This is a genomic window from Parabacteroides sp. AF17-3 (assembly GCF_003635445.1).
Lineage (GTDB): Bacteria > Bacteroidota > Bacteroidia > Bacteroidales > Tannerellaceae > Parabacteroides > Parabacteroides goldsteinii.
Window position 1 is genome coordinate 38,213 of the sequence record NZ_QTMM01000006.1, and the last position, 14,513, is coordinate 52,725.

The window sequence follows — 14,513 nt, forward strand, 5'->3', positions numbered from 1 at the left end:
TGGATTTTAGTGGTAATTTTTATTGTTTTCAATATTTTTCTTGGTAAAGCATGACCCTGTACCCGGCTTTCAGATGCACCTTGACGGTTCGCATCTTTTTGGCGATGTACTGGCTCGTGCCTTGTATCAGCCCCTTGCCCAAGTCGGAGGCGAGCTGCGCCCCGGCATTGGTGGAGATGTTGATGCTGCTTCCCAGCGAGCCGCCCATGTTGGCGGCGACCTCCCGGACGGCGTTCATCTCCATCGAGTTCGGGATGAAGATGCCGGGCTGTCCGTCCGTGTCATAGACCGCAAGCTCCACGGGGATAATCGTGCCGTCGTATTCCAGCGAGGTAATCTCGATGTCGAGCCGCTCACCCTGTATCTTGCCCGTGCCGACCACCACCGCACCCCGGGGTATTGTCCTGCCTGCCACCGCCATAGGCTCCAGCAGGCGCAGCCTTACCGTCTGCCCGTCCGTCACGCTCTGCGCCCCATGCACGCACGCCGGTATGGTGTTCCTGTCCAATACCTCCGCCGTGCCGACAGCCGTGTTGAAACCCCGGTTGCGTTCCTGCGATAAGGCGGCGACAAACTCCGCGTTACTCATAGGCTGTGAGAGTGAAGAAACTACTTGATGCTCCACCTGTCTGATAGGCATTGCCTTGTTCTTCTTCCCTTTCTGCACGGTAGTTGGCTCTGCCCTCTGTTCCGCCGATGGCTGTCCTCCGTTCTGACCGCCCATGTACTTTGCCGCCAGCTCGTAGGACTTCTCCATAAGAGCCACCTGCTCGTCCATAGAGGAAGCCTTGCCCCTCTCGCTTTCCAGTTCCGACTCCAGCGATGCGATGCGCTCCAACAATTCGTCCATCTCCGCATTGTCGTTTTTCGGCTGGTCGTAGAAGTTTCCGAGCGTGGCGTTCAGGTCACGGTAGGCGGCTGCGGAGGACTGGATGGTCTGCGGCGTGGCTGGCTTTGCCCTTTCTTCCTTGCCGCCCGGATTGGCGAGGTCGAAGTCCACTCCGTTCTCCGTTCCCGCTATCTCGCGGTCGAACATGTCGCCCAGCTGCCCGATGGCACGGTTGCGGCTCTCCTGACGCTCTTCCATCTCCCCATGCTCGTAGGCTTTCAGCTTGTCGCCGATAATCTGCCGGTTCGCCTTGTCAGCGTCGGGCATCTCGGTGTTGTATCCGTCCGTTCCCGGCGGTTGCTCCTTGCCGGAGGACGGGGCGAATATCAGCCACATCGCCCCGATGAACACCAACACCATAGCGGGCAGCACGATCATCTTCTGCCGTTTCAGCCGTTGCGCCTCTGTCAGCGGTTCGCGCTCCTTTTTCGGTTTCCCCGTTTCGGGAGCAGCTTTGTTCTCTTTCGTCGGTTCATTCTTTGTCTGTTCCATATAAATAAGGTGTTAAGTGATTGCCTGTTTCCGCCGGGGTCGGCAGTTCCACCCGTCCGGCGTGTCCCGTTTCCATATGTGAGCCGTCGTTCCTGCCGATGTCATAGACGGCTCTGCCGAAGGTGTAAAGGGCAAGCACCGCGAAGGCGGCGAACATCCCCAGCACGATGCGGCGGCGTGTTTCCGGCGGCAAGCCGTCCAGATACCCTTTGAGACTTGCCGCCAAGCGTTTCCGTTTGTCGTGGAGTTTCCAATACATGCCCCACATTGATTTTCTGATACTTTTCATGTCCTGTTACCGTTTGATAGTCTGTAAATCCTTGTTCTCAATGATGGTGAAACCCTCGATGGTAAAACCGTTCGGGTTGTCATCCGACCGCGATGCGTTCAGCAGGCGGCAGGTGGTCACGAGGCTGCGCTCGGTGACGTTGCTCTGCCGGATGATTTTCTGTGTGGCGTAGGTCACGGCACGGTAGGGATAGGCGTTGAAGTCGCACACCACGCTGTCCACCTTCAGCACTTGGTTGATGTTCCCGGCGATGATGCGGTTGTAGTACCCCTTCTCCGCGAAGTCCGAATAATAGTGGTACACGCTCTTGTCCGCCAGCAGCAAGGCACGTTTCACGTTGTGTTCAATCGCGCTTTTTTCAGGTGATAGCGTGAAGAACATCTCGTGGAAACGGCGCACATGTTCCCGTGCCTCCGCCGGGCGGTTCTGCGACAAATCCTGAGACAAGGCGAGCATCAGGCTCTTGCCGTTGTCCAGCACATAGATTTTCTCCCGTTGCTTCTCTGCGAAACGGTAGGAGTTCCACACGCTCCACACCGTCACCACGGCGCACAGCGAGAGGAAGACGATACCGAACAGGCGTATCTGCCTGAACGACGATTCGATGTTTCTAAGTGATTTGAATTCCATTTATATTTTCCAATTTATGATTGCACATTGATTATTTCAGCAATTTGCCGACACGTCCGACTGCGTTTCCTGCGGCTGCACCCGCCACGCTGCCCGCCATGCTTCCGGCTCGTCCCGCCATCTGGTTCACGTTGCGACCGTAACCGCCCATGCCTCCGGCTTGGATAATCCAGCCCGCAACGGTGGGAATGGTAAAGTAGCCGATGATGCCGATGCAGAGGAATACGATATACACCCCGTCGCTCGAATCCAGCGAGAAGTTCGGGTCTGCCTGCATCCGCTCGATGTCGTTTTGCAGCATCAGAACCTGTATCTTCGCCAGTATGGTGCTGAACATGTCCGATACCGGTAGCCACAGATAGACCTGTATATAGCGGCATATCCACTGCGTGAGCGTGTTTTGGAAACCGTCCCATACCGACAGGGCGAAGGCTATCGGACCGAGAATCGCCAGCACCACGAGAAAGAAGGTGCGGACGGTGTCTATCACGAGGGCGGCGGCTTGGAACAGCAGTTCGAGTATCTCGCGGAAGAAGTCGCGGATGCTCTTCTTCATGTTGTACATTCCCCGGTCGATATACATTCCCGCCATCGTCACCATGTCGGAGGGCGACCAGCCGAGTTCCTCCAGTTGCTTGTCAAATTCCTCGTTGGACACGAGGTAGGCGGTTTCGGGGTTGCGTACCATCGCCTCGTATTCCAGTTTGTCCTTCTGCTCCCGGTATCGGTTCATGTCCAGCGTTTCCGCCTCCAGCATCTTTGCCGTGCCCTGTACGACGGGTGAGAGGATGCTGTTTATCGTGCCCAGCACCACAGTCGGGAAGAACATGATGCACAGACCGATGGCAAAAGGACGGAGCATCGGGAATACGTCTATCGGTTCAGCTCTCGCCAGCGACTGCCATACCCGGTAGGCGACGTAGAACAGCGCACCCAGCCCGGCGATGCCTTTCGCCACACCAGCCATGTCCCCACACAGCGGCATCATCTGCTCATAAAGTGAACGTAAAATCTGATGAAGGTTGTCGAACTTCATAGGCTACCAGTATCTTTCGTTCATGTTCCCGTACAGCCCCATGATGCGGTCGAGGTCGTTCTTCTTTTTCGCACGCAGGTAACTCACGGAGATGTTCTTGTTCGTGTAGTAGCTCACGAGGTTGCGGTAACGCTTCATCTTCGAGTGGCAGCGTTCCACCACGTCCATGCGCTCCTTGTCGGTCATGGAGAGCGTGGTGATGTTCACCACGTTCCTGAGTTCCGTCAACACTTCGTTGCTTTCCTCCAGCAGTTTCGTGTAGCCGAAAGCGATTGCGGAAAGCTCTTCGGGTCTGAAATTCCCGTCACGGAGCATCCGTTGGAAACTGTTCACATAGATGTCTGTGATGTCGCCCACCATCAGGATGGTCTGCTGCACCTTGCGGGCGTCCTTGACCAGATTGTTCACCGATTTGAGGGCATCGTAATACTTCTTGCCCTGCTGATAGATTTTCACCGTCTCCTGAAAGTTGCTCACCATGTTCGTGGCGGTCTTGGAGGTATGGATGATGTTTTTGGAGGCATTGATGATGCCCTGCGCTAGATTGCCCGGATCGCTTACGACCCACTGTGCGCTTGCCCTGCCCGCGAAAAGCAGGCACAGGCAGATAATCATTGTTATTCTTGTTCTCATGTTACTTTGGATTTTAGTGGTTGTTATTCTTCGGTCGGATGTCCCGGCTGCGGCTTCACCCGCACATAGTCCCCGTTTGGCGAGAAAGTCAGCACATCCGTGGCCTCGTTGTAGGACACGTCGATGCGGAAGCCGGTGTTCATGAACAGGTTGCCGTTCTCCTCCTGCAAGAGATAGGTTTCCGGCTTGAGCTTGCGGCGCAGACCGCTACGACGGAACACCGTCACTTTGTAGGCTTCGCCCTCCTTGTAGATAAGCACGTCAGGTTTTCCCTCCACGCTCTCCCAGTTCCCGCACAGCATGTCGCGGCGGTTGTCGGCCACGTCGCAGGATTGCAGCATCATGACCGCCAATCCGATAAGGCACTTGCTGACTTGCAGCATTTTCACTTTTGGTAAATTCATACGCGTTTTTCTTTTTTGGTTGATACATTCTGTTTTTTAGTTATTCCTTGTTTCTCCGCCTTTCGGCAAGCTGCCGGATGGCGGCTTCGATGTCGTCGCCCAGCTTCTCCGCCAGACGGTAAACCTCCACTTTTTCCGTTTCCTCGGTGGTGTACGCCAGATACTCTTCCGCGCTGACCTCCGTGGCATAGACCGCCGACTGCGTGCCGCCCAAGCCTATCCACACCTCCTTGTAGAGCCGTGAAGGGTTGTTCGCCATGTTGATGGAGAGTATCTGCGACTTCTCCTTTTCCGTCAGTCCGAGCAACGCCTGTATCTGGTCGAACTTGTTCATATATTTCCTTTGGTCAAGCAGGATTTTACAATCCGAGTTGTTGATAATGCTCTCTTTGACCACCGGAGAACTGATAATGTCGTCCACCTCCTGCGTCACCACGATTGCCTCGCCGTAATATTTTCTGACCGTCTTATACATATAGCGCAGATATTCAGCCATGTTCGCCGATGAGAGGGCCTTCCAAGCCTCTTCCACGATAAGCTGTTTCCGCACGCCTTTCAGCCGCCGCATCTTGTTGATGAAGGCTTCCATGATGATGATGGTCACGACGGGGAACAGTTCGCGGTTTTCTTTAATCGAATCTATCTCGAAGACGATGAACCGCTTGCCGAGCAGGTCGATGTTCTCCGTGGAGTTGAGCAGGAAATCGTAACGCCCGCCCCGGTAATACTGCCGCATGGTGGTGAGCATGTTGTCGATGTTGAAGTCGGACTTCTCCACCTTGATGTCACGCTGTGCCAGTTCCTTGCGGTAGTCGTCACGCATATACTCGTAGAAGGTGTTGAACGACGGCACGATGCTACGGTCGGATTGGATGCGCTCAATATAGGCACTCACGGCACTGCCCAGCTCGCCGCTCTCCGTCTTTGTCACCTTGTCGTCCTCCGACTTCCAGAGCGTCAGCAACAGGGTCTTGATGCTGTCCTTCTTCTCCACGTCGAAGATGTAATCGTCGGTGTAGAACGGGTTGAAGCTGATGGGCTTATCTTCCGTGTAGGTGAAATACACACCGTCCGCTCCGCCTGTCTTGCGTCGGATCATGCCGCACAAGCCCTGATAGGAGTTTCCCGTGTCCACCAATACCACATGTGCGCCTTGCTCATAATATTGGCGCACGAGGTGGTTCATGAAGAAAGACTTGCCGCTGCCCGAAGGACCCAGCACGAACTTGTTGCGGTTGGTCGTGATACCTCGCTTCATGGGCAGGTCGGAGATGTCAAGGTGCAGCGGTTTTCCCGTGAGCCTGTCCACCATCTTGATGCCGAAGGGCGAGAGCGAGCTGCGGTAGTTGGTTTCCTCTGTGAACAGGCACACCGCCTGTTCGATGAAGGTGTGGAAACTCTCTTCCGCCGGGAAGTCCGCCGCATTGCCGGGTATCGCCGCCCAGTAGAGTGTCGGGCAGTCGATGGTGTTGTGGCGCGGCACGCATTCCATGCTTGCCAACTGGCTGCCCACGTCGTTCTTGATATGCTTCAGTTCCTCCGCATCGTCGCTCCACGCCATGACGTTGAAGTGTGCCCGTACCGAGGTCAGTCCGTAGGAATGGGCTTCGTTCAGGTATTGGTCTATCCACTCGCGGTTGATGCTGTTGCTCCTTGAATAGCGAGATAGCGACTGCATGTTACGGGCGGACTTCTCGAACTTCTGCAAGGTTTCCTCACTGTTGTCTATCAGCACATACTGGTTGTAGATATGGTTGCAGGAGAGCAGAAGCCCCACCGGGGAGGCGAATGACAGTCGGCAGTCACTCCGGTCGGTGGAGAGCTTCTCGTAACGGGTGTCGGTAGCCACCTTGCCCGGCAGGTCTTCCGCGTCGGAGAGGGTGTGCAGACACAGGCGGTTGTCGCCGATGCGCATCTCCCTTGCCGAAAGCTCGATGTCCTGCAAGGTGGTGTCACCTTCCGGCATGAGCGAGAAGTAGCGTTCAATAAGTCCCGTCTTTCCCTCAGTACCCACAATCTCATCGGTGGAGAGGCGGCGCAGCCTGACAAGCCCGCTGTCGTTCATGATGCGCTCGAACTGTTCGCAGGCTTCCAAGAACTTGGTCGTGGTTTCCCTGTCCAGCTCCTTCGGGATGATATGTCCCCGGCACAGCGTGCTGAAATTGCTCTGCATCCGGTTACGCTCCTTTGTTGTCTTGGTCAGGTAGAGGTAGCAGGTGTGTTTCAGGTACGGACGCTCGTTGAAGTGACGCTCGAAAGAGCGGCTTAAAAAGCTCATGTCGTCCTTCTGAAGCTCCGGTTTGTAGCGTTCCTTGATGAACCAGTCCTGTTTGTGGACGACGGAGTAGTCCGGCAGCACCTTGATAGCCTTGCACCAGCAACTGTGTATCGCCTCGTACTCCGCACCCGTCACGGTGTAAAGTTCCGGTAGTTCCACCTCGAAAGCCACCGTGATGTCGGCGTCCTTTGAGATGATGCAGCCATGCTCCACCGCTAAAAGTGGGAACCTGTTTTCCAGTGTTGTCATTTTCGATGTATTCCTCATTGTCTTTCTTCCTTTCGTTGTCGTTTGAACAGACGGGTTATCCGCCGCCGGTTGATAAGGTATCGGGGATGGCTCCGTGCCGCTCCTAATTTCATCAGCCCGTGTTCACCGTACCGGGCGTTCAGCGCGAAGGTCTGCCATACAAGGAGGGAGGACGATGCCGCGCCGAAGCCGATACATATCCACTGGTCGATACCGACCATGTAGAGGATGACGAACAGGACGAAGAGAGCCAGCAGACCTCCGCAGAAGATGAAGAGGTACTGTGCCTTCAAGCCCTTGAACTCTACCGGACGGCCGATACCCTTGTTGATTGGGTATTCAGCCATACATTATTTATTAAAGGAAGAATGAGCGCAGGATGGTGGCGGCAACAATCAGGAAGATGCACGCGCCGAACCACGAGGCGGCTGTCTTGCTGGTGTCGGGGTCGCCCGATGAAAACTTGCCGTACACTTTTACGCCCCCGATAAGCCCGACGACTGCACCGATGGCGTATATCAGTTTAGTTCCGGGGTCGAAATAAGAACTCACCATAGAGGTGGCTTCGTTGATGCCCGCGATGCCGTTTCCCTGCGCGAAAGCGGAGGCGGTTGCGGCGATGACAAGTGCCGCGGAGAGGATTGCTTTTCTGTTTTTCAAGATGTTCTTGTTCATAAACTGTTCTTGTTTTTTGCCGTCAAAAGGGTGGATGGTCCTTTGTCGGGCGGTTGATACTTTGTTTCTTTACTTTGGTTTTAGTGGATGCCCGTTTGTTTCCACGGACGTGGGCGTGTCCGTTGCGGATGGGGATGCGCCTTGCGTTTCCTCGCCGCGTGGGTTGATGTCATTCTTTCATGTTCATTTCTTTTATTGTTGTCATACATAGTTGCGAATGTCGAACTCCTCGATGTTGTCCGGCACGACGAACTCCTTTTCAGATTTCTTCAGCCGAATCTCGATAAGCCCCTTGATGCGGATGCCTATCTCCGAAGAGCCTTCCATCATTTTCTCGTACAACTCCGTGCCCTCCATGTCGGTGAACACCTTAGCCGCCTTTTCACGTTCCGCCTGTGTCGCGTCCGGGTTTTTGGCGGTCTTGCAGGCGTCGTCAATCTCGTCAAAGCTGCTGCCCGAAGCCCGTGGCGTGTCCGAGGCGTCCTCTTCCGGTTCGTCGTCCCCGTATCCCAGTTCCTCCGGCGGTATGCTCGTGAAGGTCTCATCGAGTTTTTCCTCCGGGACTTGTGCCGGGCGGGATGCGTTTCCCGTTTTTCCGTCGTCAAAAGTAGCCTCTTCCTCCGACAGCTCAATGCCTTTTTCAATAGTGGCGGCTTCTTGCGTCGGTATGGCAGCGGTTGTCCGGGTGGATGCCATCCTGAAACGGCTCTTGCCGATGATGTCCGCCTTTTCCGCAGGGACTTCCTCGTGTGCCGCTATGCGTTTAGCCTCATTCCCGTCCAGTGACCGCCATAATCCGACAATGCCCTTGAAGAAGCGGACAATCCGCGTGTCCATGATGCGCTCGTAAAGGAGCAGGAACAGGAACCAGAGGTTGCAGCCGACCGATACCGCCAGCAGAATGTCTGTCATGCTGATTGTGTAATTCATATCCTTCCGTTTTTGGTTAGAATACTGAATTGTAATTTCGGGCATAAAGGCTCTTTATCGCATCTTCGCACTGGTTGAAGTGGTGCGTCAGCACATGGTCGATGTAAGCGGACAGCGTAAGCCGGTCATGCCCGATTACACGGGTGATACGCATGATACGCTCGTGGTACTCCGGGCGCACATACGCCATCTTCCCCTCACGTGCCTTTACTTCCGGGTCGCGGATGAACAGGCGTTCATAGTCCTTCTCACTGCATTTGCCGCTTACCGGGACAGGCGACAGTATTTCCACACTCGCCTGCACTTGGGTAAACATACCTCCGCAGTCTTGCTGTGGTCTTTTTTCATTCGGTGTCATTTCTTTTTCCATTTTCAAATCAGATCTTCACGTTGTTTCTTGTACAGTTCGTTGATTCTCTCCTTGTGCTGTTCCAGATGCTGGCGCAGCACGGTATCCACATATCCGCCTACTGAGATTTCCCCTCCGGCGATGTCGTTCACGATTCTGAGGATCTTGCCGTGGACGTCACGGCTGATATAGACACATTGGCGGGTCTTTATCTCGTTGCGGCGCAGGAATAGCTCGTTGTAGTCCTCGTCCTGCCTTTTCCGGCGTCCACTTTCCCTCTGCGCTTTTTCCCGTGTTACGGGTTGCACAGGAGATGGTTCCGGTGCGGCGGTGTCCTCTTCGGTCGGTGCAGCTGCGGGTACTTCCTGTGCGGGGCGCAGTGTCCCGTCCTGTGTGCGCCGCCCGATGGAGGCTAACAGCAGTTCCTCGTCGATGCCTTCCGTGTTCACTTTCCTGCTGCCCATGCTCACTGCGGTCTGATGATGTCGCTTATCTCTTCGGAAAACTCCCGGATGCCACTCCCTTTCAGCAGTGCCGTGTCCATCGGGAAGATGGTGGAGCGGAAAACGCTCTTGCGCTCTTCCGAAAGGTCACGGCGGAACTTCTTGCTGTCGGGCAAGCGGGTGGAAAGTACCGGAAAGCCCATTTCGGCTATCACTTCCTCGTAGATGCCGTACAAGTCGTTCCTCTCCCTGCCGTCCACCATCGTCCAGAACAGATGCAGCCCCTTTGTTTTCGCCTGTCCGGTAGTCATCAGCCTGTCGCGGAACATCGTGACGAATTTCAGGGTACTCTCCACGACAAAGCGGTCGGCACTCAGCGGAGTGAAAATGTAGTCCATCTGCGAGAGCGTCTTTATCACGCCGTTGCTTCGGAGTGTGCCGGGCATGTCGAAGAACACCACGTCGGGTTTCACGTCCTCAGTGGCAATCATCCTCTCGGCATCGTCGAGGGCGTTCACCGCATTGCTTTTGACGATGGTGTAGGCGTTCTTTTTGATCCGGCGGAAATGGTCGCAAGCGAGAGCCTTGAAGTAGGTGCTGCTGTCGATAAGCCCCATTTCGTGTTCGCGCAGCCCGTGGATGCTGTGCTGCGGGTCGTCGCAGTCCACGACGGCGACATTGTAGCCTTTCACGTTGTGCAGGTAGCTGGCGGCAAGTGCCGTGACAGTGGATTTGCCGATGCCACCTTTCTGTGTTGCGAATGCAACGAAGATTTCCTTACTCATAGTTCCATTTATTTTAATTGTTGATGATTTGTTTTTCTGTTTCCATACGGATTTGGCTGTCGCACCATCCGCTTCCGTGACTACACACGCAGGCGGGTCGTCGCGTATCCGGTTCTGTGGTGAAGCGGTGCGTCGGACAAATGGTGATTGACGACATTGCGTCATGAAGTCATTGAATCCATACGTCACCGAATTGTCGGAGAACCGGGTTTCCGACGGTTCGGGTATCCGTTTCGGCAAGTATCCGAAGAAGCGGATTTCCGGGTATTTGAATGTTCCGTTTATCATATCTTCAAATCGTTCGTTTCTTGAATCATGCTGCAAATAAACAAGTATATTTTGGAACCTGTATCACTTCTCCGGCAAGTGGCGGCACGTTGCGCCGGTTAGCAGTCATTGACCGGGTCAAGCATCTGTCCGATACCGCTTTAAGGGCGTAACTTTGCACCCGGACAGCAGGGTTCGCCGATGACGCGCGGCCCGGAGTCCTGAAAGGTATTTTCCCAATCCGTCCCCTGACGGATTTTTATGTTCACCTGAACATAGCAAGATGTCTTTTCAGCCGCTCAAAATATTTTGAGCAGCCACGAAAAGCACTTGCCCTTGCAGGGGGCGGGCTTTCCCTCCGAAGTCGGGAAGCCTTTCAGAACTGCGGTGCTGTAATCCGAAGCGGCGGCTTATGCCGTCAATCCGCTAAATCCAAAGTAATATGAAAGAGAAAAGGAAAAGCAAATCAGGGAGAAATCCCAAACTTGATCCGGCGGTGTACCGGTACACCGTCCGTTTCAACGAGGAGGAACACAACCGTTTCCTCGCCATGTTCGGAAAATCGGGTGTCTATGCACGGTCTGTTTTCCTCAAAGCGCACTTCTTCGGGCAACCGTTCAAGGTGCTGAAGGTGGACAAGACGTTGGTGGACTATTACACCAAACTGTCGGATTTTCATGCACAATTCCGTGCCGTGGGTACGAATTACAACCAAGTCGTGAAGGAACTGAGGCTGCATTTTTCAGAGAAAAAGGCGATGGCGTTGCTCTACAAATTAGAGCAACACACCGTCGAACTCGTGAAACTGAGCCGCCGGATTGTGGAACTTTCAAGGGAAATGGAGGCAAAATGGTCGCAAAAATCAGTGTAGGAAGTTCGTTGTACGGCGCGATTGCCTACAACGGGGAGAAGATTAACGAGGCGCAGGGGCGGCTTCTCACCACCAACCGCATCTACAATGACGGTTCGGGAACGGTGGACATAGGCAAGGCGATGGAGGGTTTTCTCACCTTCCTGCCACCGCAGATGAAGATCGAGAAGCCGGTGGTGCATATCTCTCTCAACCCGCACCCGGAGGATGTGCTGACCGATATTGAGTTGCAGAATATCGCCCGCGAGTATCTGGAAAAACTCGGTTTCGGAAACCAGCCTTATCTTGTATTCAAGCACGAGGACATCGACCGCCACCACCTGCACATCGTGACGGTCAACGTGGACGAGAACGGGAAAAGGCTCAACCGGGATTTTCTCTACCGCCGCAGCGACCGTATCCGCAGGGAACTGGAACAGAAGTACGGATTGCATCCGGCAGAACGTAAAAATCAGAGATTGGATAATCCGTTGCGCAAGGTGGCCGCATCGGCAGGTGATGTGAAGAAGCAGGTAGGCAACACCGTGAAGGCTCTGAATGGGCAGTACCGTTTCCAGACGATGGGCGAATACCGTGCGCTCCTTTCCTTATATAATATGACGGTGGAGGAAGCGAGGGGCAACGTGCGCGGACGGGAGTATCACGGGCTGGTCTATTCCGTCACGGACGACAAGGGTAACAAGGTGGGCAACCCGTTCAAATCCTCGCTTTTCGGGAAGTCCGCAGGCTATGAAGCCGTACAGAAGAAGTTTGTCCGTTCCAAATCGGAAATCAAGGATAGGAAACTGGCAGACATGACGAAACGCACCGTCCTTTCCGTGCTGCAAGGCACTTATGACAAGGACAAATTTGTATCCCAACTCAAAGAGAAGGGCATCGACACCGTACTGCGCTACACAGAGGAAGGGCGCATCTATGGGGCTACCTTCATCGACCACCGCACGGGATGCGTGCTGAACGGTTCGCGCATGGGTAAGGAGCTTTCGGCGAATGCCTTGCAGGAACACTTCACCCTGCCATACGCCGGACAACCGCCGATACCGCTATCCATCCCTGTGGATGCTGCGGACAAGGCACACGGGCAGACCGCCTACGACAGTGAAGATATATCGGGCGGTATGGGCTTGCTCACTCCCGAAGGTCCGGCGGTAGATGCCGAGGAAGAGGCTTTCATCCGGGCGATGAAGCGCAAAAAGAAGAAAAAACGCAAGGGCTTGGGTATGTAATCAGAGTATCAACAATTAAAAAATCAATGTATGTCACAACAAGAAGACGATTTGAGGGCATTGGCGAAAATCATGGATTTTCTGCGTGCCGTGAGTATCATTTTAGTGGTCATGAACGTGTACTGGTTCTGCTACGAAGCCATCCGGCTGTGGGGCGTGAACATCGGCGTGGTGGACAAAATCCTTCTGAACTTCGACCGCACGGCGGGGCTGTTCCATTCCATTCTCTACACGAAGCTGTTTTCCGTCCTTTTGCTTGCCTTGTCCTGTCTGGGTACGAAGGGTGTCAAGGGTGAGAAAATCACTTGGGGGAGAATCTGGACAGCATTTGCCGTCGGGTTCGTGCTGTTTTTCCTGAACTGGTGGTTGCTGCCCCTGCCGCTGCCGCTTGAAGCGGTGACGGGACTGTATGTCCTTACCATTGGAACGGGCTATGTCTGCCTGTTGATGGGTGGTCTGTGGATGAGCCGCCTGTTGAAACACAATTTGATGGAGGATGTTTTCAACAACGAGAACGAGAGTTTCATGCAGGAAACGAGGCTTATCGAAAGCGAGTATTCGGTCAATCTGCCGACACGTTTCTATTACAGGAAACGCTGGAACAACGGTTGGATCAATGTAGTTAATCCCTTCCGTGCGTCCATCGTGTTGGGTACGCCGGGCAGCGGCAAGTCCTATGCCGTGGTAAACAATTTTATCAAGCAACAGATTGAAAAGGGCTTTAGTCAATACATCTACGATTTCAAGTATCCCGACCTATCTACTATTGCCTACAACCATTTGCTGAACCACCCGGACGGCTACAAGGTAAAGCCGAAGTTCTATGTGATCAACTTCGACGACCCGCGACGCTCTCATCGGTGCAATCCCATTCACCCGGATTTTATGGAAGATATTACGGATGCCTATGAGAGTGCCTACACAATAATGCTCAACCTCAATAAAACGTGGGTGCAAAAGCAGGGCGACTTCTTCGTGGAGTCACCTATCATTCTGTTTGCCAGTATTATCTGGTATCTCAAAATCTATCAGAACGGGAAGTTTTGCACGTTTCCCCATGCTATCGAGTTTCTGAACCGCCGTTACGAGGATATATTTCCGATACTGACCTCTTATCCGGAGCTGGAGAACTACCTTTCGCCGTTCATGGATGCGTGGCTTGGAGGGGCTGCGGAGCAGCTCATGGGTCAGATAGCGTCGGCAAAAATCCCGCTTTCGAGGATGATTTCACCGCAGCTCTACTGGGTGATGTCAGACAGCGAGTTTACGCTGGACATCAACAATCCCGAAGAGCCGAAAATCCTCTGCGTGGGTAACAATCCCGACCGTCAGAATATCTACGGTGCGGCACTCGGTCTGTATAATTCCCGTATCGTGAAGCTCATCAACAAGAAGGGGATGCTGAAGTCATCGGTCATCATCGACGAGTTGCCCACAATATACTTCAAAGGGTTGGACAATCTTATAGCTACCGCCCGAAGCAACAAGGTTGCCGTGTGTCTGGGCTTTCAGGATTTCAGCCAGTTAGTGCGTGACTACGGGGACAAAGAGGCGAAAGTGGTGATGAACACTGTCGGCAATATTTTCTCCGGTCAGGTGGTGGGGGAAACAGCCAAGACGCTCTCCGAGCGGTTCGGTAAGGTGTTGCAGAAACGGCAGTCCATCTCCATCAACCGGCAGGATGTTTCCACCTCCATCAACACGCAGATGGACGCGCTCATTCCACCGAGTAAGATTTCCGGGCTTACGCAGGGAATGTTTGTCGGTTCTGTATCCGACAACTTCAACGAGCGTATCGAGCAGAAGATTTTTCATTGCGAGATTGTGGTGGATGCCGAAAAGGTGAAACGGGAAGAAAGTGCCTACAAGAAAATTCCCGTCATTACAAACTTCACGGACGAGGACGGCAACGACCGCATGAAGGAAACGGTGCAGGCGAACTACCGGCGCATCAAGGAAGAGGTGAAGCAGATTGTGCAGGAGGAACTGGAGCGTATCAAAAACGATCCGGTGCTGTGTAAACTGCTACCAGATAATGAGACTGTCTAACAAGTCCCCAAAATTGAA

The 14,513-nt window shown here is 53.9% G+C and carries 17 protein-coding genes; 4 read left to right on the forward strand and 13 right to left on the reverse strand.

From position 1 onward, the window contains the following. Positions 1-28: 28 nt before the first annotated feature. The 13 genes from traM to DWW91_RS09325 all read right to left on the reverse strand — a co-directional run bounded on the left by traM (position 29) and on the right by DWW91_RS09325 (position 10,247). The gene (traM, locus tag DWW91_RS09270) at positions 29-1,381 is read right to left on the reverse strand and encodes a conjugative transposon protein TraM (protein ID WP_004291521.1); all 1,353 of its coding nucleotides are present in this window, start codon (positions 1,379-1,381) and stop codon (positions 29-31) included. Next, positions 1,362-1,670 (reverse strand): TraL conjugative transposon family protein, encoded by a 309-nt coding sequence (locus tag DWW91_RS27825; RefSeq protein WP_004291520.1) that lies wholly within the window; start codon positions 1,668-1,670, stop codon positions 1,362-1,364. The genes traM and DWW91_RS27825 overlap by 20 nt, the downstream gene beginning before the upstream one ends. Before the next feature lie 6 nt (positions 1,671-1,676). Then, complete coding sequence (traK, locus tag DWW91_RS09275) at positions 1,677-2,300, reverse strand: conjugative transposon protein TraK (RefSeq protein WP_004291519.1); 624 nt, start codon at positions 2,298-2,300, stop codon at positions 1,677-1,679. Between the two features lie 31 nt (positions 2,301-2,331). Further along, entirely contained in the window at positions 2,332-3,336 is a 1,005-nt protein-coding gene (gene traJ / locus DWW91_RS09280; protein ID WP_004291518.1) for a conjugative transposon protein TraJ, read from the reverse strand. A 3-nt stretch (positions 3,337-3,339) separates the two neighbouring features. Next, complete coding sequence (locus DWW91_RS09285) at positions 3,340-3,969, reverse strand: DUF4141 domain-containing protein (protein WP_004304283.1); 630 nt, start codon at positions 3,967-3,969, stop codon at positions 3,340-3,342. A gap of 23 nt (positions 3,970-3,992) precedes the next feature. Next, a complete protein-coding gene (locus DWW91_RS09290) occupies positions 3,993-4,373 on the reverse strand; it encodes a DUF3876 domain-containing protein (RefSeq protein WP_004291516.1) in 381 nt (126 codons plus the stop codon). Between the two features lie 40 nt (positions 4,374-4,413). Further along, positions 4,414-6,918: a TraG family conjugative transposon ATPase gene (locus tag DWW91_RS09295; RefSeq protein ID WP_004291515.1), complete on the reverse strand. Its 2,505-nt coding sequence runs from the start codon at positions 6,916-6,918 to the stop codon at positions 4,414-4,416. After that, the gene (locus DWW91_RS09300) at positions 6,915-7,247 is read right to left on the reverse strand and encodes a DUF4133 domain-containing protein (protein ID WP_004291514.1); all 333 of its coding nucleotides are present in this window, start codon (positions 7,245-7,247) and stop codon (positions 6,915-6,917) included. The genes DWW91_RS09295 and DWW91_RS09300 overlap by 4 nt, the downstream gene beginning before the upstream one ends. Positions 7,248-7,257: 10 nt before the next feature. Beyond that, a complete protein-coding gene (locus tag DWW91_RS09305; protein WP_002560983.1) occupies positions 7,258-7,575 on the reverse strand; it encodes a DUF4134 domain-containing protein in 318 nt (105 codons plus the stop codon). 201 nt (positions 7,576-7,776) lie between these two features. Further along, complete coding sequence (locus DWW91_RS09310) at positions 7,777-8,505, reverse strand: hypothetical protein (RefSeq protein WP_004304280.1); 729 nt, start codon at positions 8,503-8,505, stop codon at positions 7,777-7,779. Positions 8,506-8,521: 16 nt separating this feature from the next. Beyond that, a complete protein-coding gene (locus tag DWW91_RS09315; protein ID WP_004291505.1) occupies positions 8,522-8,875 on the reverse strand; it encodes a DUF3408 domain-containing protein in 354 nt (117 codons plus the stop codon). Between the two features lie 2 nt (positions 8,876-8,877). Then, entirely contained in the window at positions 8,878-9,318 is a 441-nt protein-coding gene (locus DWW91_RS09320; protein WP_004291503.1) for a DUF3408 domain-containing protein, read from the reverse strand. A gap of 2 nt (positions 9,319-9,320) precedes the next feature. Beyond that, positions 9,321-10,247 (reverse strand): ParA family protein, encoded by a 927-nt coding sequence (locus DWW91_RS09325; protein ID WP_005783105.1) that lies wholly within the window; start codon positions 10,245-10,247, stop codon positions 9,321-9,323. On the opposite strand from DWW91_RS09325, the gene DWW91_RS28015 reads away from it, so the two are divergent. The 4 genes from DWW91_RS28015 to mobC all read left to right on the forward strand — a co-directional run bounded on the left by DWW91_RS28015 (position 10,246) and on the right by mobC (position 14,495). Next, positions 10,246-10,410, forward strand: a complete 165-nt coding sequence (locus DWW91_RS28015) for a hypothetical protein (protein ID WP_196029218.1) — start codon at positions 10,246-10,248, stop codon at positions 10,408-10,410. The two genes, DWW91_RS09325 and DWW91_RS28015, sit on opposite strands and share 2 nt — an antisense overlap. Before the next feature lie 381 nt (positions 10,411-10,791). Further along, positions 10,792-11,220: a conjugal transfer protein MobA gene (gene mobA, locus DWW91_RS09340; RefSeq protein ID WP_004291488.1), complete on the forward strand. Its 429-nt coding sequence runs from the start codon at positions 10,792-10,794 to the stop codon at positions 11,218-11,220. Beyond that, positions 11,199-12,446, forward strand: coding sequence for a conjugal transfer protein MobB (gene mobB, locus DWW91_RS09345; RefSeq protein WP_004291483.1), 1,248 nt, complete (start codon positions 11,199-11,201; stop codon positions 12,444-12,446). Before mobA ends, mobB begins: the two co-directional genes overlap by 22 nt. 30 nt (positions 12,447-12,476) lie before the next feature. Beyond that, the gene (gene mobC, locus DWW91_RS09350; RefSeq protein ID WP_004291482.1) at positions 12,477-14,495 is read left to right on the forward strand and encodes a conjugal transfer protein MobC; all 2,019 of its coding nucleotides are present in this window, start codon (positions 12,477-12,479) and stop codon (positions 14,493-14,495) included. Positions 14,496-14,513 lie beyond the last annotated feature (18 nt).

Bases quoted from the DNA above. Each gene is read 5' to 3' on its own strand.
- traM (WP_004291521.1), bottom strand. From the start codon at position 1,381: ATGGAACAGACAAAGAATGAACCGACGAAAGAGAACAAAGCTGCTCCC.
- DWW91_RS27825 (WP_004291520.1), bottom strand. From the start codon at position 1,670: ATGAAAAGTATCAGAAAATCAATGTGGGGCATGTATTGGAAACTCCAC.
- traK (WP_004291519.1), bottom strand. From the start codon at position 2,300: ATGGAATTCAAATCACTTAGAAACATCGAATCGTCGTTCAGGCAGATA.
- traJ (WP_004291518.1), bottom strand. From the start codon at position 3,336: ATGAAGTTCGACAACCTTCATCAGATTTTACGTTCACTTTATGAGCAG.
- DWW91_RS09285 (WP_004304283.1), bottom strand. From the start codon at position 3,969: ATGAGAACAAGAATAACAATGATTATCTGCCTGTGCCTGCTTTTCGCG.
- DWW91_RS09290 (WP_004291516.1), bottom strand. From the start codon at position 4,373: ATGAATTTACCAAAAGTGAAAATGCTGCAAGTCAGCAAGTGCCTTATC.
- DWW91_RS09295 (WP_004291515.1), bottom strand. From the start codon at position 6,918: ATGAGGAATACATCGAAAATGACAACACTGGAAAACAGGTTCCCACTT.
- DWW91_RS09300 (WP_004291514.1), bottom strand. From the start codon at position 7,247: ATGGCTGAATACCCAATCAACAAGGGTATCGGCCGTCCGGTAGAGTTC.
- DWW91_RS09305 (WP_002560983.1), bottom strand. From the start codon at position 7,575: ATGAACAAGAACATCTTGAAAAACAGAAAAGCAATCCTCTCCGCGGCA.
- DWW91_RS09310 (WP_004304280.1), bottom strand. From the start codon at position 8,505: ATGAATTACACAATCAGCATGACAGACATTCTGCTGGCGGTATCGGTC.
- DWW91_RS09315 (WP_004291505.1), bottom strand. From the start codon at position 8,875: ATGGAAAAAGAAATGACACCGAATGAAAAAAGACCACAGCAAGACTGC.
- DWW91_RS09320 (WP_004291503.1), bottom strand. From the start codon at position 9,318: ATGGGCAGCAGGAAAGTGAACACGGAAGGCATCGACGAGGAACTGCTG.
- DWW91_RS28015 (WP_196029218.1), top strand. From the start codon at position 10,246: ATGAAGTCATTGAATCCATACGTCACCGAATTGTCGGAGAACCGGGTT.
- DWW91_RS09325 (WP_005783105.1), bottom strand. From the start codon at position 10,247: ATGACGCAATGTCGTCAATCACCATTTGTCCGACGCACCGCTTCACCA.
- mobA (WP_004291488.1), top strand. From the start codon at position 10,792: ATGAAAGAGAAAAGGAAAAGCAAATCAGGGAGAAATCCCAAACTTGAT.
- mobB (WP_004291483.1), top strand. From the start codon at position 11,199: ATGGTCGCAAAAATCAGTGTAGGAAGTTCGTTGTACGGCGCGATTGCC.
- mobC (WP_004291482.1), top strand. From the start codon at position 12,477: ATGTCACAACAAGAAGACGATTTGAGGGCATTGGCGAAAATCATGGAT.